The organism is Vibrio sp. B172a (assembly GCF_030248355.1).
Taxonomy (GTDB): domain Bacteria; phylum Pseudomonadota; class Gammaproteobacteria; order Enterobacterales; family Vibrionaceae; genus Vibrio; species Vibrio owensii.
Window position 1 is genome coordinate 57,201 of the sequence record NZ_JAHGAC010000007.1, and the last position, 24,393, is coordinate 81,593.

The 24,393-nt window shown below is 46.3% G+C and carries 24 protein-coding genes; 8 read left to right on the plus strand and 16 right to left on the minus strand.

The genetic code is table 11. The features are described from left to right. Positions 1-26 precede the first annotated feature (26 nt). From KIT90_RS08230 to KIT90_RS08240, 3 genes are all read left to right on the plus strand, one after another. Positions 27-923 (plus strand): 1-aminocyclopropane-1-carboxylate deaminase/D-cysteine desulfhydrase, encoded by an 897-nt coding sequence (locus tag KIT90_RS08230; RefSeq protein WP_045412057.1) that lies wholly within the window; start codon positions 27-29, stop codon positions 921-923. A gap of 362 nt (positions 924-1,285) precedes the next feature. Continuing rightward, positions 1,286-2,638, plus strand: a complete 1,353-nt coding sequence (locus KIT90_RS08235) for a LysM peptidoglycan-binding domain-containing protein (RefSeq protein WP_285376181.1) — start codon at positions 1,286-1,288, stop codon at positions 2,636-2,638. Between the two features lie 93 nt (positions 2,639-2,731). Next, on the plus strand, positions 2,732-4,183 hold the full coding sequence (locus tag KIT90_RS08240; protein WP_285376183.1) for a hypothetical protein: 1,452 nt from the start codon (positions 2,732-2,734) through the stop codon (positions 4,181-4,183). Positions 4,184-4,264: 81 nt separating this feature from the next. Here the strand turns inward: KIT90_RS08240 and KIT90_RS08245 are convergent, their stop codons facing one another. The 4 genes from KIT90_RS08245 to KIT90_RS08260 form a co-directional block, all read right to left on the minus strand. Continuing rightward, entirely contained in the window at positions 4,265-4,759 is a 495-nt protein-coding gene (locus KIT90_RS08245; RefSeq protein ID WP_285376185.1) for a GNAT family N-acetyltransferase, read from the minus strand. 82 nt (positions 4,760-4,841) lie between these two features. Further along, the gene (locus tag KIT90_RS08250; protein WP_285376476.1) at positions 4,842-5,318 is read right to left on the minus strand and encodes a GNAT family N-acetyltransferase; all 477 of its coding nucleotides are present in this window, start codon (positions 5,316-5,318) and stop codon (positions 4,842-4,844) included. A 51-nt stretch (positions 5,319-5,369) separates the two neighbouring features. Beyond that, positions 5,370-5,912, minus strand: a complete 543-nt coding sequence (locus KIT90_RS08255; RefSeq protein ID WP_264403339.1) for a hydrolase — start codon at positions 5,910-5,912, stop codon at positions 5,370-5,372. A gap of 117 nt (positions 5,913-6,029) precedes the next feature. Continuing rightward, complete coding sequence (locus tag KIT90_RS08260; RefSeq protein WP_038895249.1) at positions 6,030-6,890, minus strand: LysR family transcriptional regulator; 861 nt, start codon at positions 6,888-6,890, stop codon at positions 6,030-6,032. Positions 6,891-7,004: 114 nt separating this feature from the next. On the opposite strand from KIT90_RS08260, the gene KIT90_RS08265 reads away from it, so the two are divergent. The 3 genes from KIT90_RS08265 to KIT90_RS08275 all read left to right on the plus strand — a co-directional run bounded on the left by KIT90_RS08265 (position 7,005) and on the right by KIT90_RS08275 (position 10,339). Further along, entirely contained in the window at positions 7,005-8,069 is a 1,065-nt protein-coding gene (locus KIT90_RS08265; RefSeq protein WP_285376189.1) for an HlyD family secretion protein, read from the plus strand. A gap of 9 nt (positions 8,070-8,078) precedes the next feature. Further along, positions 8,079-9,098 (plus strand): DUF2955 domain-containing protein, encoded by a 1,020-nt coding sequence (locus tag KIT90_RS08270; protein WP_020197915.1) that lies wholly within the window; start codon positions 8,079-8,081, stop codon positions 9,096-9,098. A 737-nt stretch (positions 9,099-9,835) separates the two neighbouring features. After that, complete coding sequence (locus KIT90_RS08275) at positions 9,836-10,339, plus strand: ankyrin repeat domain-containing protein (RefSeq protein WP_045411627.1); 504 nt, start codon at positions 9,836-9,838, stop codon at positions 10,337-10,339. 106 nt (positions 10,340-10,445) lie between these two features. Here the strand turns inward: KIT90_RS08275 and KIT90_RS08280 are convergent, their stop codons facing one another. The 3 genes from KIT90_RS08280 to KIT90_RS08290 all read right to left on the minus strand — a co-directional run bounded on the left by KIT90_RS08280 (position 10,446) and on the right by KIT90_RS08290 (position 13,610). Continuing rightward, positions 10,446-11,474 (minus strand): methionine synthase, encoded by a 1,029-nt coding sequence (locus KIT90_RS08280; protein WP_237303355.1) that lies wholly within the window; start codon positions 11,472-11,474, stop codon positions 10,446-10,448. A gap of 30 nt (positions 11,475-11,504) precedes the next feature. Continuing rightward, positions 11,505-12,479: a DUF1852 domain-containing protein gene (locus KIT90_RS08285; RefSeq protein WP_285376196.1), complete on the minus strand. Its 975-nt coding sequence runs from the start codon at positions 12,477-12,479 to the stop codon at positions 11,505-11,507. A gap of 255 nt (positions 12,480-12,734) precedes the next feature. Beyond that, positions 12,735-13,610: a LysR family transcriptional regulator gene (locus KIT90_RS08290; RefSeq protein ID WP_285376198.1), complete on the minus strand. Its 876-nt coding sequence runs from the start codon at positions 13,608-13,610 to the stop codon at positions 12,735-12,737. Positions 13,611-13,722: 112 nt separating this feature from the next. Here KIT90_RS08290 and eamB point away from each other — a divergent pair, with 112 nt between their 5' ends. Next, entirely contained in the window at positions 13,723-14,307 is a 585-nt protein-coding gene (gene eamB, locus KIT90_RS08295; RefSeq protein WP_285376200.1) for a cysteine/O-acetylserine transporter, read from the plus strand. A 238-nt stretch (positions 14,308-14,545) separates the two neighbouring features. Here eamB and KIT90_RS08300 read toward each other — a convergent pair whose 3' ends face one another. Beyond that, the gene (locus KIT90_RS08300; protein ID WP_052447890.1) at positions 14,546-14,932 is read right to left on the minus strand and encodes a hypothetical protein; all 387 of its coding nucleotides are present in this window, start codon (positions 14,930-14,932) and stop codon (positions 14,546-14,548) included. A gap of 446 nt (positions 14,933-15,378) precedes the next feature. Beyond that, positions 15,379-15,636 carry a hypothetical protein gene (locus KIT90_RS08305; protein WP_041058212.1) on the minus strand — a complete coding sequence of 86 codons (258 nt, stop codon included), beginning with the start codon at positions 15,634-15,636 and terminating at the stop codon, positions 15,379-15,381. Positions 15,637-15,932: 296 nt separating this feature from the next. On the opposite strand from KIT90_RS08305, the gene KIT90_RS08310 reads away from it, so the two are divergent. Then, on the plus strand, positions 15,933-16,547 hold the full coding sequence (locus KIT90_RS08310; RefSeq protein ID WP_285376204.1) for a PolC-type DNA polymerase III: 615 nt from the start codon (positions 15,933-15,935) through the stop codon (positions 16,545-16,547). 55 nt (positions 16,548-16,602) lie between these two features. On the opposite strand, the gene KIT90_RS08315 is transcribed toward KIT90_RS08310, so the two are convergent. From KIT90_RS08315 to KIT90_RS08345, 7 genes are all read right to left on the minus strand, one after another. Continuing rightward, positions 16,603-17,295, minus strand: a complete 693-nt coding sequence (locus tag KIT90_RS08315; RefSeq protein WP_285376206.1) for an ABC transporter ATP-binding protein — start codon at positions 17,293-17,295, stop codon at positions 16,603-16,605. A 22-nt stretch (positions 17,296-17,317) separates the two neighbouring features. Then, a complete protein-coding gene (locus tag KIT90_RS08320; protein ID WP_045411645.1) occupies positions 17,318-18,601 on the minus strand; it encodes an ABC transporter permease in 1,284 nt (427 codons plus the stop codon). Between the two features lie 2 nt (positions 18,602-18,603). Beyond that, positions 18,604-19,818 carry an ABC transporter permease gene (locus KIT90_RS08325; protein ID WP_285376209.1) on the minus strand — a complete coding sequence of 405 codons (1,215 nt, stop codon included), beginning with the start codon at positions 19,816-19,818 and terminating at the stop codon, positions 18,604-18,606. Continuing rightward, positions 19,815-21,086, minus strand: coding sequence for a TolC family protein (locus tag KIT90_RS08330; protein WP_005443349.1), 1,272 nt, complete (start codon positions 21,084-21,086; stop codon positions 19,815-19,817). Before KIT90_RS08330 ends, KIT90_RS08325 begins: the two co-directional genes overlap by 4 nt. Then, entirely contained in the window at positions 21,079-22,215 is a 1,137-nt protein-coding gene (locus KIT90_RS08335; RefSeq protein ID WP_020197206.1) for an efflux RND transporter periplasmic adaptor subunit, read from the minus strand. Before KIT90_RS08335 ends, KIT90_RS08330 begins: the two co-directional genes overlap by 8 nt. A gap of 347 nt (positions 22,216-22,562) precedes the next feature. Beyond that, positions 22,563-23,744, minus strand: coding sequence for a carboxylesterase (locus KIT90_RS08340; protein WP_199435903.1), 1,182 nt, complete (start codon positions 23,742-23,744; stop codon positions 22,563-22,565). A 148-nt stretch (positions 23,745-23,892) separates the two neighbouring features. Further along, complete coding sequence (locus KIT90_RS08345) at positions 23,893-24,348, minus strand: GNAT family N-acetyltransferase (protein ID WP_285376211.1); 456 nt, start codon at positions 24,346-24,348, stop codon at positions 23,893-23,895. Between the last annotated feature and the right edge of the window lie 45 nt (positions 24,349-24,393).

Here is a 24,393-nt window from a genome sequence, read left to right on the forward strand (position 1 = left end):
GCGTGGTTGGACACGTCAGCAGTAGCATGAAACTCTCTGAAAGCCCGATAACTCAACACAACTTCAACGGTCATACGTTTTTTCTTAAGCGTGATGACATGCTGCATTCTCACTTTTCTGGGAACAAAGCACGTAAGTTTATGGCGTTGATGGAAACGCAGAACAGCGACATCAAGACCCTCATCAGTTACGGTTCTGCTCAATCCAACGCGATGTACTCACTTGCCGCTCTGGCGCAAATCAAAGGCTGGAACTTCGAGTTCTACGTTCAACATATTCCGTCTTGGCTTAAAGACTCCCCTATCGGCAACTATCGTGGTGCGCTTGATTTGGGTATGAGTATCACAGCGATGCAGGACATCGAATCCGATTTGCATCCAACCGAATATATTGAACAGGTTCGTGGCTTGGACGACACGACCTTGGTGGTTCCAGAAGGCGGTAAAGCGAAGATTGCTGAAGCTGGAGTAAAGCAATTAGCGCGCGAGCTGCTTGATTGGACTCGCCTTGAAGGCAAAAAACAGTTTGTTGTGGCACTACCATCAGGTACTGGCACCACTGCGCTGTACTTAAGTAAACATTTGAAGCCACACGGAATCGAGGTTGTTACCTGTGCTTGTGTCGGTGATGCTCAATACCTCACTGAACAATTCAACACGCTAGAAACAGACAATCACCCAACCATTTTGTCGGTACGCGATAAGCACCATTTCGGTCGTTTATATCAAAGCGATTACGAGACGTGGAATGCACTCTACGATCAAACCAACCTAGAATTCGATCTACTGTATGACCCTTACATGTGGCAATGCTTACAACCATGGTTGGCAGAAAATGAAGATAAGACGTTGATTTACATCCATCAAGGTGGATTGCTTGGCAATGAATCCATGTTGCCAAGATACCAAAGAGAGTTTGAGTAAGCTTATCGGTTTTTCCAATAGGCCACAGCGCTAGTTAATGGTTATGATTCGCTATCGGTTATTAAACTGTCAGTTCTTAACTGCTAGTTATTAAGCTTTCGTCATTAATAACCAATAATTAGCGCTTCATGCTTTCCTAAAATAAACCATCAATATATCTACCCACCCTTCGCATTAATATTATTTATTGCACCATCCTCTCGTTTTAATAAACATTATTATCACTAAATCCCTTACCCTGCGTGACTTTCGTTCTGACTATAGATTTAGTAACTAAGCAAAAAGAATTGGTTGTTTTGTCTATAGTGCGTTCTTTTATTTGCCGCTAAGCTATCACCAATTAAATCCAAGAGGCGATATTAATGAAGCGTCCAACATCAACACGTGTGAGGGGAGCTGGCTACTCGCCACTTATCGAATCCACGTCAACTACGTCAGACAAACTCTCAACCGCTAGCCGTCATTCGAACACAAGTAACCAATCGCGTTCACAGAATAATGCGCCAGCAAGCTACAGCTCGTTAGTCCACGACTATCAATCTCAGGCAGAGGCGGAATTCGAATGCCGAATTAAAATCCATGCGCCAAAAGACGATTTAAATACACTTCGACCGGGTGTTTTTTCTCTGGCAAAAACGGCAAAAGAACCGCTTATTAAACGCTGGGGAAAATTAGAGAAAACCCAACCGTCGCCCTGTACTGTATTATCAGCAGCATGTTTCGAAGCCGAAGACAAAACCCTTTTTCACGAACTTTTTCAAGACGTCGGCTTACAACAAAAATACACTGTCACGCCAAAACCGCTCGGCAGTGAATATACCAATGCTGAATTCATTCCTTTTATTCCTGCCGTCGAGACCAAAGGTCTACTGGGTTGGGCTGCGCAAGGCTTTTACTATTATTTCCATGATGGAAAGTTAATGCATGAAATGGCCATTCTTGGTAACGACAAGTTTTCTTGGCAAATGACCACTTCCAACGCCCATGGCATTACAGAAATACTGGCTAGCTCCAAAACATTCAACACCATACTGGTGCCGGTCGCAATCGAGGGTAAGAAAGCCGCACCCCAGCATATTTTCTACCGCCAAGAGAAGCTCACCAACGATGAGCTTGCCGAGATTAACCCAACTTGGTTGGAGCAAAATGCTACGCTCATTGATATCGCTGCGCTTAAAGCGATTGTGAAACAGTCTTTGCTACCAAGAGAAAATACAGCGACACAATCGAACAACGAAACAAGCAAAGCGAAGACTCATAAAGTCAGTACCAACGACGATGGGACGCCGGAACTCTGGACGGATATTGCGCCTCAATATGGGTTGTCTGCAAAAGCATTGCTCAAGCTTAATCCAAGCTATGAAAGCGATCCTATCGCACTCAAAGTTGGTGATGTATTGAATGTCAGTGCGGCTCAACAACCACAAAAAGCGACCAATGCTGAGCAAACCTGTCCTCAAGAGACTTTTGCAGTTGGCCAAGCCTACCCGCTCGGAGACGTTTGGGGAAACTACGCAAAACGCGATGTATGGGGTGAATACTCGGACTTAACGCAGCCCTCTTCAGTGATCAATATATTTAATCACTCGGGATTGTCGCAAAACACGCCGGTATTGAATGTGCAAAAAATTGAAAGCCGCGTATTACGAGTGGCCGTTTCTTTCGTCGAAGACGACATACAGTTGACGCACATAACCAGCCTGTCTTCAGTCTAGTTTGCAAGACTTGCTGATCGACAAGGCAAATCAAGATGCCACTTGAGGGAGAACCTCCCTCATCACTCATATTCAAAATAAGTGAACACACGCATGTACGGTGAAACGAACACTTCGGCGGCTACCTCAAGCCAAGCGAAAAAAAGAAAGAATGATGCCTCCAACTCCTCACAAGGAGGTTCAGCAACTAAGCGCTCGCGCGAGGATCAGACAAAAGAAAACGCCGACAAGTGGGAAGCGTTTCAACGAGATTGGCAAAACCACGTTGAAGAGAACAACCTCACTATCGCAGACCAAGCCGCTGAAGCGCTAATACGCTTTAACTACCGCTACGTGGTTAACGACAACACAGGTGCGCTCAAGTATGAACCTGTCACTGTCGATCAGGTTTTGAATAACTATCGCGAGCTAGAGCGTGTTTACTACCGCCGACAAATTCACGACCCAAGTCCGGTGCAAACTCGACAACAAAGCCAACAATCAACGTCACCAAGCGCCTCTCATTTTGAAGTAAGACTAGAGCCTCAATCCACCACGGGCACTGCTTTAATCGTTCCCTCCGTCGGTATGCCGAAAGAGTTTAAGATCAAAGAAAAACTGGAAGAGTTATATTGGTATACAGAAGGCAACGACAGACCCGTGTACTTGTTTGTGCACCAAAGCGAACTGAACTTATATCACGAGCAAATGGGGACACTTCTTCAAGCAGCTGGCGTAGGTTTGGTTGGGTGGGCGTTCGAATATGGCACTGTTGGTTTTGGTGCAACAAGAAAAGCCGTCGTCGATTTTTGCAAACTCAAACAACTCAAAAAAGTCACCATGATGGACTGCAATGTGTTGATGTCTGAAATGGATCTTATCTCCGCGGCGGAAGAAGCCACATCGGAAGTAAAAGATGACACCACCTTGTACATCTCACTTGGTGTGACAAGTGGAGACACCTACGAAAAAGGCTCAAAAGCGCCGAAAGGATTGCTTAACGAGGGCGCGGTAAAAGGCCGACCAATCGAGCAGTTCACCATGCTCAACCGCAATGTATTGTTTGACCCTGCGTTTATCTCTTCTTCCGAAGACATTGATGTGTCTAACGACATGAAATTCTTCAACAGCATCAATCAGCAAAAGTCGATTGCTCTAAAAGACTTAAAACTGCACCAAAAACTTAAGGATGAATTGGCGAGTCAATACCCGAGAATCAACAAGCTCCGATTAAGCCCAACATCTCAGGTTTACAACGAGCGGTTCACAGCGCATCTGACTCAAATTGCTCAGAAAGAGCAGAACATGGTGATTGAAGTCAAAACCGGAACCGAATCAAACGCGCAAAAGCACAAAGTGACGGTGAAAGCGCTCAGTGAATTTATTGCCGAAAAACTTGGGAAAGATGCTCTTCGCATTCAATCTCTGATCATTGAAAAGATGCTGGTGAAGTACAAAGACATGAGCATGAGCTCGGGCTATCAATATGAAGCGGAAGAGCTGGAAGAAACACAAGCGGCGCTGTCCTCTAGCAAGCGATCATCGAATAAGAACAGGGATGCCTAAGTAAGCACAAGAGGCCGATGTCCCTTGGTAAGCTGTTTAAGAAAATCAGGTTATCAAGGGAGGAGGTTTTAAAGTTCGAGGTTAAGCATTCAATTCCAACTGCCAATACCCGACAGATTTCTTCTCGCCGAACTTGAGCCCGATATTAGGAAACTCCCCTACCTTCTTGAAACCCAGTTTCTCATGCAATCGGATACTCGATTCGTTAGGCAACGTAATCACACCAATCACGTTCTTAATCTGTTTCTCTTTCAGGTTGTCGAGCAAGTGTGAATACAAAGTGCTGCCAATGCCTTTGCTGGTGATGCCCTGCTTCACGTAGATAGAAGGTTCAACGGTAAAGCGATAAGCAGAACGCGGCTTCCATCGATTGGCATAAGCGTATCCCAATACTTGGCCGTCGACCTCGGCTACCAACCAAGGTAAACCTAAACTCAGCACTTCTTCTATTCGCTGCTGCATCACCTCGACGGAAATCGGTTCTTCTTCAAAAGAAATCGACGTGGACTCCACATAGTAATTATATATTTCAACAACTTGAGCTGAATCCGTGTCTTTAACTTCTCTAATTTCCATTCGTCATCCTTAATACCTAACACATTTCCAAAGTGAGCCAGGAGCTAAACTCCAATGCTCTTTCTCCGGCTTTAAACCTTTTCTACAGTCGCTTTTCCATAAGTAAAAGATCCCAAACCTCGTTATCAAAACAACGGGTTCCTGATTCATAAGAAGTCACTTTGAAACCAAGCGACTCGTAGCAGTTTTTCGCGACAGTATTACGCTCAAACACCGCCAACGACAAGATTTGAGCACGGTGCTGAGTTTGAGACAGTTCGATGAGCTGCGTGAGCATGACCTTTGAAATGCCTTGCCCTCGAAACGCGTTGGCAATGAACACGCGACAAATACGAAAGTGTGAATCTGAGACTTTGAATAGCTCAACATACCCCGCCTTCTTTTCGTCGCAAATAAGGATAAATGGGAAGACCTCAGGTTTGGAGCAATGAGCAGAGATTTGTTCATCATCCAAAGGGAAATGAAAGTTTGGGCCTCCCCACTGGTAGTTCAATTGGTCTGAATCAATCCAGCGGATGAGTACCTCGTAATCTTCCTTTTCAAATGCTCTCAGTTCCATCTTTGTCTCTGCCATGTTTCACCGTAACAATTGTCTACGGCTGCGATTGTGCTATTTAATGAGCCCTAAGATCTCTTTAAACTCTGGTGCTCGGCAATCTTCTACCATTTCATACAAACACATTTCGACGCCCGTTAGACCAACGCCATTCGCGGTCAGTTTTGCAAGCGCTAACGCTTTGTTCGCTGGCGTTCGGGAAGAGACACAATCGGTCACCAATTCCACTCGGTAACCCATTTGACGCAGCGACACCGCGGTTTGATACACACAAATGTGCGCTTCGATACCACAAACTAGCCAAGTGTCGACTTTGGCATTTTCTACCGCGAGTTTGAATGTCGGTTCTTTGCAACCATCAAAGGTGTACTTAGCGATGGGTAAGTGATCTTTCGCGAGCACTTCACGAATCGGCTCAACCGTTGGTCCTAAACGATCTGGGTTTTGCTCCAACCACACTATCGGCAAGTTAAGCGCTTTTACGCCTTTGACTAACTTGGTGGTGCTTTCAATCAGTGCTTCGCTTTCGTGCATGAGCGTTGCCAACTTACCTTGCACATCGACAACAATCAGTCCGGTGGTGTTTTTCGATAACATTCTCATCTCCTATGAGTGGCTTGAACATCACTCTGCTCAAGCCTTTGAATAAAACGAATGTACCAGAAGCGCAGGATAATCAGATGGGCAAATTCGCAAAGTTATTGTCCGCTCACGCTATTTGAATCGTTCTCGAAACAGTTCAATCAGCACTTTTACCTTGTTCGGCAAAAACAGATTGGATGGATAAATCAGAGTCAGGTGCTGCTTAGGATGCGTAAACTCTGGCAGCACCTCTACCAGCATGCCGTCTTCCAATGCCGGCTTGGAATGCACTTGAGGAATAAACGCAATGCCGTTGCCTGCGATCGCCATAGAGCGAAGCAAATTCAAATCGTCTGATTTCAATGCCACATGCAGTTCAGAGTCGAGTAAGTCCGCGTTGTAACGGTTGGTGAGCAAACGATGGTGCTTTAAATCTTCCATGGTTTTTAATGGTGAATGCGCCTCTAGGTAGGCTTTAGACGCCACAAAATGGCTGCGGTAAGGCAACAAGCTGAACTGAACATAACTGTCGTCCGAGACTTTCGCCACGCTAGGAAGAAGCTGAAGATCAAATGCCTGACGCTTAAGATCGACACTTTCTTGGTGGTTCTCAATCTCCACCGACATCTCAGGGTAGCGCGTGGTGTATTCGTTAATGATCCAGTTAAACGCGGCTGAGCTCATCAATGCAGACGGAATCGCGACGCGCACTTTGCCCGTCAGTTCTTGTTGATATTCGTGCATTACATTCAAGCCTTGCTGAATATGCTCAATCGGTTGTCCCACCAGCTCAAACAGACGCTTGCCGTGCTCGGTCAACTCAATGGTTCGCGTGGTTCTAATCAGCAATTGGCAGCCTAATGCTTTTTCCAATTCCTGTAGTCTGCGGCTCACTTTGGAACGCTGTAACTGGTTAGCGTCTGCGGCAGCACTGATGCCTCCGTGTACAACGGTTTGGCTAAACAGGTGAAGATCATCAAAACTTACGTTCATTGTCCTACTTTTAGGTCATTCATGCACTTAATGTCATTCTACTGAACTGTGACCAACTTCTCTATAATCGCCTGTCTTATTTGCTTGTTAGCGCCATAAATTCAGGTATCTCTTATGACAGCGGATCATAAATTCAAACACTGGATGCGAACACTTATTGTCCTGTTCATTGTACTCTTTTTCTACATCATCATTGCTGACCGTCACGCGCCAATCACCACCGAAGGGCGAGTTCAAGGTTACGTGGTTCAAGTTGCGCCAGAAGTCTCTGGCAAAGTGACCGACGTGCTTATCGACAACAACCAATCGGTACACAAAGGCGATGTATTATTCAAAATCGATGACCGCAAATACAAAATTGCCCTAGAGCAAGCGGAGTTGTCACTGCAATCGGCTTACGAAAAAGAAGCCACCCTTTACTCACAACGTGAAGCAGCATTGGCGAACATTGCACGAGCAGAAGCGACCTACAATAACGCACACCGTGAATACTCTCGTTTGCAAAAGCTGTCGAAACAGAAAGTGATTTCTCAATCCACGTTGGACAATGCTTTCGCACAAAACCAAGTGTCACGAGCTGCGCTCAAAGCAGAGCAGCAAAACTTGAAAGTGATTGAAGCGCAACTTGGCGATAAAAAAGGCCAAAGCACAGCAGTTCGAATTGCGAAAAACGGCATTGAGAAAGCACAGCTAGACCTAACCAACACCGCAGTCCTAGCTCCGAGTGATGGCGTGGTAACGAACCTGCAATTGGAAGTCGGCACCATGGCAAACACCAACATGCCATTGCTCACGTTTGTCCCAACAGGCTCAATGTGGGTGGCAGCGGATTTCCGCGAGAAGTCTGTGGCGGGAGTAAGCAAAGACTACCACGCAATGGTAGCATTCGATGCTAATCCAGGTTCTGTCTACGACTTCGAATTATCGAGCCGAGATTACGGTGTTGCGGCCGCACAACAAACTCCAAACGGTGCACTGACCAAAGTCGAAGTGAACAACCGTTGGGTGCGTGATGCGCAGCGCACTCGCGTGAATCTTACTAGCGAAGAAGCATTGCCTTCCTCTCTGTTCGTCGGTTCTCGTGCCACCATCGTTCTTTACCCAGATAACAGCCCGCTCTGGGCAATGATGGCACAAGTTCAAATCTACCTTGCTAGCTGGTTCCACTTTATCTACTAGGCGGCTACGATGAAAACCTTACGCATTTGGTTCGGCTGCTCAATGGGTTTAGCGTTGAGCATGATCTTTGGTTGGTCTTACGGTTTCTTTGCCGTCATGCTGCCACTGTTCGTGCTCGGCCGTATGGACCACTTCAGCCTACCATTGGTATTGATGGTGCTGTTCTCTGCGGTTTGGACGACGGTTCAAGCCACCTTTATTCTCGAATACTTACAGTTCCATCCCACTCTGATGTTCGCGGCAGTGGGCATTATGATGCTATTTAAATGCATCGCAATGATGAACCCGAAAACCTACTTGTTTGGTTACATGGGATTGTTGGTTGGCTCGATCGTGCTCAACTTTGCGAGCTACGATTTCATGGATATTGAAGAGTTCAACGTCAACCTTTGGGTGATTTCGTTCAGTAATATCTTCGTCTGTGCCCTCGCCTATTGGTTATTCCCAGAGCCAGAATCGAAGATCTTACAAACAGAAATGACCACGCCAGTAAAAAGCGACATAGACTACATCAGCCAAGTTGCTATGGGGTGGGTGGTAGCGATGGCGGCGTTTTTGGTGTTCCAAATAGGTGACTTGTATGACTCACTTTCAGCACAAGCTTCGATCCTCATTATCCTAACGCCAATGACACTGGCAGGCTCAATGGCCATGGCAAAGATCCGCATCATCGGCACTGCACTGGGTTGTATCGCAGGTATGGCGGTGCAGTTAATCTTGGGCAGTTGGTTTGGTCATGGGTTACTGTTCTGGCTAGCGTTTACTATCGCTATGGGGCCATTCTGTTTGTGGCTAACGAAAGGCCAAGTCAAAGCCGCCATTGCGTTCTCGGCGATGTCTGCCCTGTCTGTTCCACTGACCACGTCATTAGTGCCTGAGCAGAAAGACGCGTTCTTCTCCATCTTGTACCGATTCAGTTCGATATTCGTGGCAGTGCTGCTGACCGCGATGGTGATGTGGGTGGTACACCACTGGATTCGCGTGATGTTATTGAAGCATCCTGAGATGAAGAATGTGGAATTGAATTAACGGGAAACGGGAAACGGGAAACGGGAAACGGGAAACGAAGCATGCCGCTCACTTTACTGTGATCGGCATTTTTATTTAGAAAAGTCCTAATGAACAGTTAGGGACAAGGTGATTCAGGATCTACGCTCCGGGAGCTGTGAAGTTCAGAGGCTATCGCCACTTCCCAGCGAGTTGTTAGCAGATTCCTAGTCTCGTCTAGACTCGCTGGAATGACCCAACTTTAGATACATACCAAATATAAGAATATCGCGAGCAACGTATCTACTAACGTCCGTCATCCTGAACAGCGAGGAACGAGCATGATTCAGGATCTACCCACCGAATGCTGTTAAGTCCTGAGGTTATCGCCATTTCCCAGCGAGTGGTTAGCAGATTCCTAGTCTCGTCTAGACTCGCTGGAATGACCCAACTTTGGATACACTCCACATATAAGAACATCGTGAGCAACGTATCTAACAACGTCCGTCATCCTGAACAACGAGGGACGAGGTGATTCAGGATCTACCCGCAAAGTGCTGTTAAGGTCTGCAAACTACTGTACTTTTCAATGCGTGCTTTTGCGCCTTACGATGTGCGATGAGATTACGTCCCCTGTGAAACGATAACTCTATTAGTTTCAACATTCTTACAAGCTCTTCGCACTATGGCAGAAGCGTCCTTCTTTCTTATTTACTTGTCGCCTCAATCCGTCTAAAAATCCATCCATTCACCACAAAACTCAAACTCTGGGCGTAGCTATGCTAAAAAAGTTAACTGCAATTTTGGTTGTCGTCGCTGCCACGGTTACCGTCTTCGCGAGCTCAGTTGATGATGAAAGACTTGTGCTCTGTGCTTTAGGTAGCAATATTGCCCTCTTCAATGACAGCGCCTGCTTAACCTATATCGAGACCTTCAATCTGAGTGAAAGCTATATTGATTCAATCAACTCTGAGCTTGGCATTATGACGATATTGAACTCAGATCATGAGAATAAGTTCAAAGTCGCCAATGTGCTGTTACAACAAGGGGCAGATATCAACAGCATCAACACCCTAGACGGACTTTCTCTTCCACCTTTACACAGTGCCGTTTTATCTGACGATTATGAGTCGTTTCTATACCTCATTGATCATGGAGCAAGCGTTGAAGCTCTAAGCTCGCAAACTAGCGAAAGCTTGTATGACTTCACGGACAGGCTACTTAAGCAAAATCCGACACCGGCAAGAGCCAATATGTTGGAGTTTATACAAAGAATGATTTAGAGAAGCTTGTCATTAATCATCGTTCGCAAACAGAAAAACCAAGAGTCTGACTCTTGGTTTTGTTTATCTAGGGGTTGATAACTGAATATTGAGTATTGCTAAAGACTCAACCCACCAACTCTTTTCGAATGATCTCTGCGCCTGCGCTGAGTGCATTAAGCTTTGCCGTTGAAACTTCACGAGATAGAGGCGCCATGCCGCAGTTGGTGCATGGGTAAAGTTTGTCGGCATCGACGTACTTAAGTGCTTCGCGCAGAGTTTCTGCAACCTCTTCTGGTGTTTCAATCTCGTTGGTTGCCACATCAATTGCGCCAACCATCACTTTTTTGCCGCGGATAAGTTCTAATAGTTCGATAGGTACGCGCGAGTTGTGACACTCAAGTGAGATAATATCGATATTGGACTTTTGTAGCTTTGGGAATACCTCTTCGTATTGTCGCCACTCAGTGCCCAATGTTTTCTTCCAATCCGTGTTGGCTTTGATGCCGTAGCCATAGCAGATGTGCACTGCGGTTTCGCACTTGAGTCCTTCAATGGCGCGCTCTAAACAGGCAATGCCCCACTCGTTCACATCATCAAAGAACACATTAAATGCGGGCTCGTCAAATTGGATAATGTCGACGCCTGCCGCTTCAAGCTCTTTGGCTTCTTGGTTAAGGATCTTTGCGAATTCCCAAGCCAGTTTTTCACGGCTGCCATAGTGATCATCATACAATGTGTCGATCATCGTCATTGGCCCCGGAAGCGCCCACTTGATCGGTTGTTTGGTTTGCTGACGTAAGAACTTCGCATCTTCCACAAACACAGGTTTGGTTCGGCTTACTGGGCCAACGACCGTCGGTACACTCGCGTCATAGCGGTTACGAATGGTCACGGTTTTGCGGTTCTCGAAGTCTACGCCGCTAAGGTGTTCAATAAAGGTCGTCACAAAGTGTTGGCGAGTTTGTTCACCGTCACTGACAATATCGACCCCAGCCAATTCTTGCTCTTGCAAAGAAACACGCAGCGCATCGCGTTTGCCATCAATCAGTTCGTCGCCTTGCAGTTTCCACGGTGACCAAAGCGTCTCTGGTTGAGCCAGCCAAGAAGGCTTAGGTAAGCTGCCCGCCGTTGAAGTCGGTAATAATGTTTTCATCGTCATTCCCTTCTAGATTCTCGTTTTCGATTACGCGTAGTTTGCAGACCATTGCTCAAGGATCGCTTGATAAGGCTTGATGAAGTGCTCCTCAGCAAACTTCCCTTGCTCTTTCGCAAGCTGGCTGCGCTCTTCGCGGTCATAAACGATTTGGGTTAACGAGTGATCAAGATTCTTCAAGTTCGGTTGGTAACACTGGCCGGCTACCGCGTTCGCGTTGTAAATCTCTGGGCGATAAATCTTTTGGAACGTCTCCATGGTACTGATGGTGCTGATAAGCTCTAGATTCGAGTAGTCATTCAACAAGTCACCGAAGAAGTAGAACGCTAACGGAGCGACACTGTTTGGCGGCATAAAGTAGCGTACCTGTAAGCCCATCTTTTTGAAGTACTGCTCGGTCAATGACGATTCGTTTGGCTGATATTCAAAACCTAACACTGGATGCTGGTTGTCAGTACGGCGGTAAACCTTGTTGTCCGACACACTCAAACAGATAACAGGCGGCTTTTGGAAATGTTGTTGGTACGATTCCGACTTCACGAACGCTTTAAAAAGCTTGCCATGCAACTCACCAAAATCAGCAGGAATGCTAAATTGAGACTGGTCTTTGTTGTGGTCTAACAGCAGAACACTAAAGTCGTAATCGCGCACGTAAGAAGAGAAGTTGTTACCGACAATGCCTTCGATACGTTCATTGGTTTTGCGGTCAATAATGTTGGTTTTAAGCACTTCAATGGAAGGGAACGCTTCACCACTGCCTTGAATATCCATATCCACAGAGATGATTTCCAACTCGACACTGTAACGATCGCCATTTGGGTTATCCCAATGTGCCAAGGCATTAAAACGATTATCGATCATACGCAGTGCATTGCGAAGGTTATTCTGGCGGCTGTCACCACGAGCTAGGTTGGCAAAGTTGGTCGTGATTCGCGTGCTGTCTGATGGTTGGTAGTTCTCATCAAAACGGATGCTCTTAATAGCAAAGTTGAAATCGTTATTCATGGTGAGTTGGTATCCTATTTCCTTAGATAAACGCTGACTGATTCCTAACTCTGTTCTTGGGGATAGTTGTGTTTTTTGATTTTCCCAATCGTCAGTGTGTGCAGCGTTTACTTCGAAAATTCAGTTCAAAAACAGCTGTCACAGTGCCTAACACCAGAGCAGTCTGTTTTTTATACTTGCTTCGTTACTTGAATAACATTGGTAATACTTCACGTTGAACATGAAGGAATTTCATGATTTGAGGAAAAAGCCTGTCTAATGCGCGTTACGCATACAGTCGATAAAGACTTCCATTGCAGGCGTAACACACTTTCCGGCATGGTAGCCACACAGCGGTTTGATCATTTGCGGTGCATCGGTAAACGCGAGCTCTTGCAGACTGCCCTCTTGCAGTTCTTTTTCAACAGTGAAGCGAGGCAGATAAGAGATACCGATATTACTCTCTACACAGTTTTTGATGGTGTTAATGCTGCTCAGCTCAATCATGTTATCGATGCTGATGTTGCGCTCTTGGATGATGCTCTCAAAGGTCTGACGGAAAAGGCACTTAGGGCCATTGCTGATGAATCCCAAATCAATGTGTTGATCTCTTTTCTGCAAATCCAATCCTGTTAAAAGCGGCGAAGCAACAAGGACTAACGGCTCTTGTTCAAACTCATGCACCTTGAGTGATTCATCATTACCGACACGATAAAACACACCCAAATCGGCTTTATCAGCAATCAATTCATCACGAATCTTATAGCAGTTTTGTGATTGCAGAGAGAGTCTTACTTTCGGCGCTCGTATTCTGAATTCCTTCAAAACATTAGCCATTTTGTAAGCAAGCTGAGTTTCTGCGATTAAAACCTTCAACTCCCCTGTCGGCTCAGAACTCTCTTGTTGTGCCGTGCCCTCAATGTTTTCCATCACTCGTGCGAGCTCATAAACGTACGGAAGGATCTTTTCTCCCGCCTGAGTCAGCACCATTTTTCGGCCGATCTTTTCAAACAACTGCAATGAGAGATCTTGTTCTAACTGTTTGATCTGAAAGGTCACTGTCGACTGAGTGCAATAAAGCTTTTGCGACGCTTTAAGAAACGAGCCTTCTTCAACAATGGTTTTAAACGTAAGGAAACGCTTTAGATTCATGACCAAACTCCTAACTTAATAGTTCGAAAAATTAAAACTCTTAGTTTAAATATATTCAATTTTTTAATTGATTAACGCCGAGTATAGTGCACAAAAAACAGGAGAGATAGAGATGAGTGCCATCTACACCGCATTTTTCACCTACGTCATCATTACTTCGATCACGCCGGGTCCCAACAACATTTTGTCGCTCAGTGTTGCAACACAGCACGGGCTAAAGCGTTCGACCAAAGTCATTTCTGGGATGTTCTGCGGCTATATTGTTTTGATGCTGTTGTGTGGCGTTTTCACTTACCACATGGTCAGCCTGCTTCCTGTAATTACACCTTGGCTCACATGGGTGGGGGCGGCTTACATCATTTGGTTAGCTTGGGGAATCGCGACAAGTGATATCAAAACTACATCAGAAAATTCTGAGGGCATCACTTTCTTAACAGGTTTTGGTTTGCAGTTCGTGAACGTGAAAATCATTCTTTACGGCGTAACATCCATCTCGACATTCGTGCTGCCTTACACACAAAACATCTACTGGATCTTGGCCACCAGCCTAGTACTCGCGTTTATCGCATTGGTGAGCAACTTAATCTGGGCAATAGCAGGCAAGCTGCTTCAATCGCAATTCCAGAAATATGGCAAAGCGATCAATATGACCTTAGCGGCTACGTTACTTTACTGCGCGGTACAGTTGTTTGTTTGAGGTTGAGGAGATGAGACGCAATGATTTCTGCGTCTCAAATTGTAGGCGGAGAAGTGGTTGGCTTTGAGTGTGCTGACTCAAAGTTGGACAGAAGCGTTCTATGGACTTTACTAGTCTAGTGGATTTCGGATTGCTTTTAGTATGGCAAGTTAGGATTATCATTGTTTGTCGCCCCCCAAAGTGTCGTCAACTCTCAGGATATTCTCTCAATTTACCTACATAGGGAGATCGGGCATGTTCAATACTTGGAATTAAATGTATTTTTATAGTTGATGACTTCTGTCGCTATTATAGAAAACTTCGCAAAATCATCTGCTTTACTACTATGACTTAATGTACCCCATTGATTCCCAGCATCGTCTGAACTTTTAAATAACGCTCTTAATTCGTATTTCTTAGCAGTAACCAACGCAAAGAAAACACCAATAACAAATGATGCAGCAGATATTGCTGGCGAGAATGCCCATCCGACTAAAGAAAACAAGAATGCTAGTGAAAGCGCCCGGGTGCTATGGTTTTTAGCTGTCAAATGTCTTGCTTCAATTTCTATAATACTCTGGAGGTTGTATTCATCTCCATTGAGTATTAGCTTCCTACTATTAACTTCAAAATGTTGTATTTTCATGGCACCTCTATTCATGTAACGTCAAGCTAATGAGAACAAGACACCAAAGCTAAACCTAGCCATTAACTCCGTAGACACCAGATTTAAACTTTTACACTAAATTTGACCTGCGTTTGTCTCCTCATTTAGTGCCTAATTAGCTTTACTCCAAACGACTAACGCTTGCTAAAATTTATATCTTTAAATGAGTCGAAATCGGATTCAAGCTTGGCAAACTCTTTCAAGCAACGAACCAACTATTTATATATGAAAAGTTCATTCGCCTTTATTCTTTTGATAATCACTGTATTTTTTTGCTATCCACTGATGCACATGAAGCCCCGTGTTTCGCTTTAGGTACACATCGACACCAGCTAAAATCAATAATCCAATTACTGTTCCCATCGTTTTCCCCAATCTATATCTACAATTCTCAGTTAAATTAATAGAAGCCTATGAAAAACAAATTAATCCATTGATTTCATGAGCTTATCTATATTCAGTCCACCAAGTTCCTCTAGATTACTTTTAATCTCTTCATCTATTGATAGATGGTGTTCAACTTTCTTTACCTCCTTCTCAAGGAATTTTTCAACTTCTTGAGATACGTTGAACATCAACCCCTGTTCACGTGCTGCTTTTCTGGCTCGTTTAAGACGAAAATCTAAGTCTGAAGAAATTTTAATGTTTAGTGATACTTTGGCTTGTTTTCTCTGTAATGGCATATCGATCCTCAACTCAACTTCAATAATACTACATATTTTTCTACCTTTTTAGCAAGAAAAATTAACATTGATTGTGACTAATTTGGAGTCATATCTGATAAAATGACTGTATATGAATAAAATGTATAGAACCCTTTCGAGCATTTCTGTCCCCCCCCCCCATTAGAGCACCTATAGATACCTATTGTTTATCTCGACTTTCTCAGATTTCTCACGTAACTAACGCTCTCCCCGACTTCCCTTTTCCACCACTTTCAACGATACTCTTGCGCCCTATTGTTCAGTTGGAAAACTTCATGCCTCAAGCTAACTCCGTTGTCGTACTCGACTTTGAAACCACAGGTCTGTCTCCGAATATGGGGGATCGCGCGATTGAAATCGGTGCGGTTAAGATCGTTGATGGTGAGGTGGTCGATAGTTTTCAGCAACTTATGAATCCTGGATTTCGTGTGAGCTCATTTATTGAGGGCTACACAGGCATTACCAATAACATGCTGCGCACCGCGCCGAGCTGCGATGAAGTGATGGCTTCGTTCAGTGAGTTTATTGCGGGTGAGAATCTTATCGCGCACAACGCGTCGTTCGATAAGCGCTTTCTGGATGCGGAACTGGAGCGAATTAACTGCGGTTATTCTGGCGAGTTCGCGTGTTCTTTATTGGTAGCAAGACGCCTTATTCAAGATGCGCCGTCACACAAGTTGGGTGAGTTGGTTCGTTACAAGAACATCGAAAACGACGGTGTATTCCACCGCGCGTTAGCCGATGCACAGGTAACGGCAAAGCTATGGTTGTTGATGGTGGAAGAGCTTGAGCAATCGGGCATTGCAGCACCAAGCTTCAAGTTTATGCAGACGGTAAGTAAGACAGCAAAAGGTAAAGTGGATCAGCTACTGGCTAAAAGCCGCGCTTAATCCACTCGGGTATTCACGCTTCATCGTTCGAGAGATTATCTCCAACGCTGGAGCGTTATTGCGGCACTCTATCCGAAATCACCTTGCCATCTTTAATGGTGATGATGCGTTTGGTGCGCTCTGCTAGGGCGTTATCGTGCGTCACGATGATCAATGTTCTGCCTTCGGCGTGGAGTTGATTGAACAAGGCTTCAATCTCCGCGCCAGATTTCGAATCCAATGCCCCTGTAGGTTCATCCGCTAAGATGATTTGCGGATCGTTGACCAAGGCTCTTGCAATCGCGACCCTCTGTTTTTGACCGCCAGACAGCTGGTTTGGTTTGTGGTCGAGGCGATCCCCTAGCCCCACTTGTTCTAACAACTTCGCGGCACGTTGGCGACGCTCTTTGGCTTTGATGCTAGAGTAAACCAACGGCAGCGCCACGTTATCCAGCGCCGTTGCGTATTCCAACAAGTTGAAGCTTTGGAAAACAAACCCAATCTTTTGGTTGCGAATACCCGCTAGCTCGTTCGCGCTTAAACTTGCCACGTTTTGACCGCCCAGTTGGTACTCGCCATCGGTCGGTTTATCTAAGCAGCCGAGCATGTTCATCAATGTGGATTTACCCGAACCAGACGGGCCAAGAATCGAAAGAAACTCACCTTGATTGATGGTTAAGTCAACGCCGTCTAGTGCACGAACTTCCGCCTCTCCGCTTGAGTAGTATTTGCAGATGTTGGTTAACTCAACAAGTGGTTTGTTCGACATCTTCTCTCCAGAACTCTTATTATTATTCACTTTGCAGTGCCTCCAACGGGCTCACTTTGGCAGCTCGGTTTGCAGGTAACCAAGCGGATGCGACGCCGATGATCACTAAGGTGGTAATCACAATCGCGACGACAATCCATGACAGCTCTGGGACAGGTTTGCCAAGGTGCTCATAAAACACGTTACCTTCTAGGTTGATGGCGCTGATTGCCGATACCAACGCGTAAGTCACGCCTAACCCCAAAACGCCACCTAACATCATGGTCATCAGTGATTGCACCAAGTAGTGCAAGCGAATCGCCGTTGGTGTAGCACCGACCGCCATTCGTACGCCGATGTCTCGGGTTGAACGCTTCACGGTCGCGTACATAACGTTGGCAATCCCCACACCCGCTACGGCAAGGGTGACAAAACCGATGATGCCAAGGAAGCTTTGCAGGCCAATCAAGAACTGCTGCATGCTTTTCTGTTTGAGGAACATGTCTTCCACTTGCACCACTTGCTCATCACTGACGCTAGCGCCATGTTTGCGAGCAATGACTTGGCGAATGGTCTCTGCGAGCTTTTTGCGGTCGGTGTTGGTTTGTGGCTCCACGTTGATGCCACCAATATCGCCATTGGTATGAAAGCGTTGCCACGTTGCTAACGGCACAAAGCTGGAATAGTTGATTTGGTCGCCCTGCTCGATCTCGGCACTGCTTTTCTTCAATACACCAATCACAGTGAATTCTTCGCTGCCAATCTTGACCTTTTCCCCAACGGGATCGGTTTGCAGTGTCACTGGCGCAAACCAGCTGAAGTCATCGACAGGATTGAACAAGTCAGCCGCGAGCGAATAACCCAATACGACCACTTTACGCATCTGCTTTTGATCGAGTGGGTTTAGCCAACGTCCACCATCCATTGGCGTTAGGTTGGTCATTGATGCAAAGTCTGTAGTGACGGCTAATGGTTCTTGCCATGAACCTCGGTCGCCCACGGTAATGCGCTCATTCCAAATTGCGGTCGGTGCAACGCTCTTCACTTCTGGAAGGGCTTTAACCACATCGGTATCGTCGACTTTTAAGGTTAAGAACTTGCCTTGGTGAAAAGCGCCATAATCGACCGTCGCCATCCCACCCGTTAGGTAAATCAGGTTCCCGTTACCATTTTGCGCAGTTCTTAATACGCCCTGACGAATGCCCTCGCCCACGGCCAGCATTGCGGCGATACACAAGGTTGCCCATGCCACAGCAAGAATGGTTAAGCCCAAGCGAAGCTTTTCTGCCGCCATTTCCTGAAAGATTTGTCTCATTGGTAGCAACATGATTATGCCCTCGCGCTCAAAGCGATTACCGGAGTGAGTCGCGATGCTCGTCTCGCCGGGAAGTAAGACGCCAACAACGCCAGCACTAACGTCACCAACAGTGACCAAGCAATGGAATCCGGTGTGATAACAGGGAAACCTAGCCACTCCGGCAAAGTGATGGAGCCTAACAACGCGACCACCATATACGCGACTAATAAGCCAAGTGCCGTGCCAACAGCCACCAAGAACAAGCCTTCAAGAATGAACTGACTGAGGATGGATTTTTGTGTCGCGCCTATTGCCAAGCGCACGCCGATTTCTCGCGTTCGCTCGGTTACAGATAGGAACATAATGTTCGCGACACCGAGCGCCCCAACGGCCATGGTCATTGCGCCACTTGCCCCAAGGAAGATTTGAATGCCTCGGAAAATACCCGTGATTAGCGCAGCACCTTCACTAAAGTCCGGTAGGTTGATCGCTTCTTTATCGGTTGGGTCAAAGTGCAATTGTTTGGCGTAGAAGTTGACGATGGCTTGTCGGAAAGCGGGACCATTCATACCCTCTGTTGGCTTAAGCAGTAGCATCCACGGTTTGGCATCCCACAAATCGAGATACGTGGTTTGCGGAATAAACACTTTGCGGCTGTCGCCGAATGAAATGCCGGCGTCTTCATCTTTGATGATACCAATCACCAAGAAGGGAATACCGTTCACTTTAACCATTTGCCCGATGCCGATTTCACCCATCTTAGCAATTTGATCACCAAGCACAGCAACACGCGTATGGTTAGCGATATCAGTTGGTGACAGGTTGCGTGAGCCAGACTCCAACTTACGTTGAATGAGGGAGAAGTAAGACGGATCAATACCACTAACGTTACTGGTCAGGTTCTGGCCTTTGTCATTGGTGACGCTCGCATCCCATTTGGCATAAACGCTCGATGCAGCTTCGACAAAGCCGGACTGCTTGATCATATCGACTTTGTCTTGCGGGATATGAATTTGACGCCTTGAAGGTAAGCCGTGCCATGGCTTGCTGGTGCTCGACGGAAACGCGATTTGAACGTTGTTGACCATAAACGACAGCTGCTGGGTTTGATGGCGATAAAAGCCCTCACCCAATGCAATCAGCACCACCACGGATATCACGCCCCAAGCAATGGCAATGATGGCGAGCATGCTTTTCATGCGATGCGCCATCAACGTTTGCCATGTTTGTTGCAATAAACTGGTCATGAATTAAAAGCTCGGGAGATCAGTGCCATGGTGTCGTCGTCTAGCTTGCCTGCGGTTTGCAGCAGACCGATGCGCTGACGCCAGTAGTTGTACAAGTTGCTTTGTAGGCTATTTTTGGCCTCGAACAAGTTGTTGTGCGCGCTAATGACTTCCGATACTTCTAACATCCCCGCATCGTAAAGTTTCTCTTTGCTGCGCAGTACTTTCTCACGAGAGATAACGAGTTCGTTTGCCATCAAGACTTGGTTCCAGTTGATGTCGACTTGGGTAAACTGCTGGATAACGCGCTTTTGAATGTCGATTTCGACTCTGCGTAAGTCTTGTTTGGCACTGAGGATGTTCAAGGATGCTTCGTCGACTCTTGCGCGCGTTGCACCATTCAGATCGATCGGCACGCTTAGTGTAATGCCCGCGTTGAATTCGCCATCTTTGCGTCGGTCATCATCGTTGTAGCCGACGTTCCCTTTTACCGTTGGGTAGTAACCACCTTGAGCTGAGTCTTTGGCAAACTCACTGGCTTTCACATTTTGCGCAGCCACTAACAGTTCTGGACTGCTGTCTTTGGCAAGCTTTAGCCATTGCTCTTGAGAATCCACCATCATTGGCGGTTGAATAAGAGAATCGGTGCGAATTTGGTCAACGCTTTGTGGGATCTGATTGATCAACGCGGCAAGCTCGGCACGTTTGACTTCCAAATCAGATCTTGCGCTCAAGATCCCCGCTCTATCAGCGACTTGAGTCGCACGGATCTCTTCGACATCAACGGATTTCACCTTACCAGCGCGGTAACGCTTCTCGATGATCTTCAGCAGTTTGTTGCCTTCTTCCAATTTGGATTGCGCCAATTGCAAATCTCCTTGTGCGCTCGCGACATCCAAATACGATGAAAGCAGTCTTTGTGCTAATTCATTGTGCGATTGAGCCAGTTCTAATTGAGCCTTGATGTAGTTGGCATTGGCTTGGTCTAGATCGGACCACAAGCTGCTGTCCCAAATGGTTTGAGAAAGCGATGCACCGTAGCTGTTGGTGTTATCGGCAGATTCGCTCCAATCCGCCGATGCCGTCGCACTCAAACCTGGCAGTAATGAACTGCGGCTCGCATCCACACCCACTTCACCGAGTTGCACGCCAATCTTGGCTTTCTCGTAATTTGGGTCACTCTGTTTCGCTTGTTGCCATGCTTGTTCAATTGAAATCGCATAACTTGGTAAGCTGAGTGTTGCGGCTAATATCGCGCAACCAATTTTAGACAAATGCAGCTTAGCCATGCGCGGCTCCCATCATCATGCTGTTATCGATGATCTCTTCGTTTAGCTCAACGCCATCCAATACTTCTACATTGATGCCATCTGACAAACCAAGCTTCACCTTCTGTTTGTGGAAGCCTTGTTCTGAACTATCTGGAATCAATACGTTTGGTGTATCGCCATCAAATTGCAGCGCACGCTCAGGCAGCGTTAAGACGTTCTCTGATTTCTTCAGCGTGATTTGCGCATTGGATGAGAAGCCCGAGCGAAGCAACACTTCTTGTGGGATCTTCAGCTCACCTACTTCAACTTCAAAACCGTTATCGAAGCTTTTTGCCGACGCATTACCTTCTGGCGAGTTTAGGTTCTCTGATTGAATTGCAACTTTAGTCAGGACGCCGGAGATTTCCACATCAGGATACGGCGCAACGGTCAGCAATACCGGCATACCCGGAGAAAGCTGCGCGGCATCATGCTCGCTTACGCTGCCTTTGAAGATCAGGCTGTTCATGTCGGCCAGAGACATCATTTCTGTCGCGGCTTGGCTGGATTCGGTTGAGATGATTGGCTCACCCACTTCCACTTTGCGGTTCAATACTGTGCCGTCAATCGGTGCGTAGATGGTCGAGGTCAGACGCGCATTGCCAATCGACGCTTCACCGCTGCGGATCAATTCTAGGTTCTGGCGTTTTTGAAGCACGTTCGCTTGAGCCGATTTCACTGTCGAGCGCGCGCTAACGTATTCATCGTAGTTGCTTGGAATGATGTCTTGCTTCACCAAGCTCTCTAAGTTGGCGAGCTTTTGCTTAGCGGATTCGAGGTCTGCTTCGCTGCGCATCAAATCCGTGGACGCATCCGTAAGTGCCTGTGGCGTCGGGTTCGGACGAACCTTTATCAATGGCTGGCCTTGTTTCACTTTCTCGCCAACTTGGACGTAAATCTCGCCGACGATACCGTCAATTTGCGACTTAATCGAAACTGAGTGTGCAGGGACAATATTGCCGACTGCGACCGCTTGTTTCTCAATGGTTCCCTTTTCCACTGCCAGAGTCGGAAATGCCTCTGGTTGAGCCGAAGATTGCAGATAGAAATACGCACCGCCGCCAAGCAATGCAACGCTCACAGCAGCGACAAGCCAAGTTTTTGCCATCATTGATTCCAATTATTGTTTTGTAGTCTTGTGACCATCTCATGAACATTAAGTTCTAAGGATATCGTGGTTTGAAGCCGCTAAGATTGTCATATTTAGTAAGGTTTTGTCAGGGCGCTTTGACAATAAGCAGGATGAATAGCTGAAATCGGCGTTAAACGCTTAGATTTTGTACTTATTTGAGCAAGAGGGAACTCGCTTCCCTAGCTTACGATAAGAACTCGCAGAGATGACGCTAATCTAGAACCTAGAAATAAAAAGACAGAATAAAGAAAACCTCAAGCTCACGCCTAAATGAACTTGAGGTCTAGTTTTAAGCTTTGGGAATAAAGACTTAATGAATGGGCTTAATGAATTGCCGCCGTCGATTGAGTTTGGTTTCCGGTGACTTCTGCCAAGCTTTGCGTGAGTTGTTGGTAATACGGGTTCCAAGTCAATCTCGCGTAGACCTTGCCCTCTTCTTCATGTCCCCAAGCAGACCACCAAACTTCTCCGCCGTTTTCGCAGTAAGCGGTTGCCTTCTCGTCCATGCTATTCATACACATTCTGTGCTCGCCATGTTGGCCATAGTATGTGTTTTCAGGTGCGAACAACGGGCTCATGTGTGACCCTGTGCTGATTCGCATCGAGTCGAGTTTCATGGTCAGCGACGTTGCAGAAGGCAGCGCAATGTCCGATTCACCATACCAAAGCAGTTGATTGGCCGGGTTAACAAAACGCTCTTCGTAAAGGGTTTTGACGGCTTTTGGATCAACCACGCTGTCGGCTTCGCTCAACACGATTAATGTTGGTACCTTAACGGTGTTTTCTTTGAGCAAGCTTCTTAATTTGGTCGCGCTTTCTGAATACGCGATAGCCCCATTCAGCGGCGCAGAACTGTAGCGCGCTAAGTTATCTTCTTTGGTTGTGTAGCCATCGACAAACAGTGAAGCGAACGGCGCAAACTTCTCTAGTATCGGCGCTTTAGATTGAAAGCCCGGAGAGAACAGCAACAAACCGTCGACGTTGCCTTGTTCAATAGCGTTGATGGTCACCAAGTTTCCACCAGTAGAAAAGCCGCCCAACCAAACTTCATCGTAATCTTGCTTTAGTAAAGCCGCATAGTGATCGACCATAGTTTGCCAATCGTTGTAGGTTGGCAGCATAAGATCCGATGGCTTACTGCCATGACCCGGTAGCAAAACGCTTTGCACATAGAAACCCTGCGCTTGGAGTGTTTTACCAATGTCTGAGAAGCTATAAGGCGAATCACCCAGTCCGTGCACGAGTAAGATCGCTTTGTTGGACTTGTGCTCTGGCTTCAACTCAAAAGGCATGTTCATCGCGATTTCTTTGTCATGATCATCACTGATGTAACCACGATGTTCGACTAACCAATCCTTGGTCACCGACAAGTAGTCGTCAAATGTCGGTTGAATGTAGTTGTAGTACTGCTCTGATTGATTCAGCGCGACTGGCGGCTTTGACGCACACCCCACCACAGAAACAACCAGCCCGAAAAGCAGTGCCATAAGTACGATTGGTTTCATCTCTATACCCGTATCAAAAGAAGATATGAGCATAGTAAAGCGAGTTAAGCACCAGGTCAGTACACAAAACTACAGAAGTTGTATACAAAACTACAGGATTTCAGTTTTTGGGGTTTTGTATACTCATGCTCCACATTTGGCGCTTGGATTAACGTGTGAAGGACTTGACCATATCGTACTGATGCAGCCCTTCGCCAAAGCCATTTTCAACAATGCTCACCTTCGTGAATCCGTATCGATTGAAGAGTTTTTCCATCAATTGTGTGGTGCTGATGTGAATATCATAGAGATGGCCTTCTGCTCTGATGCGCGATTCCATCTCTCGATAAAAACGGTCTGCTGTTGAAAGCAGTTGACGATGCCCTATCGAACCGTGACGAAACATTACCCACGCAATACCATGAGTTTGACCTTTGGTGTAGTGTCCACCACAACCGATCACTTGTCCGTTTTCTTCAGCCACGAGGTAGTTTTCATCGGCGTAGTTATCTAAAAAATCGACCAAATCCGCCTCATCACTTTCGATGAAATATTTCGGACAGTTGGACAGCAGAATGTCGATAACCGCTTGCTTGTCTTGTGGGGTGTAAGTTCTGAATCTCATCGCTTTGTTCTTTATCGCCGTTGATTGCGCTTGGTTGCACTACCG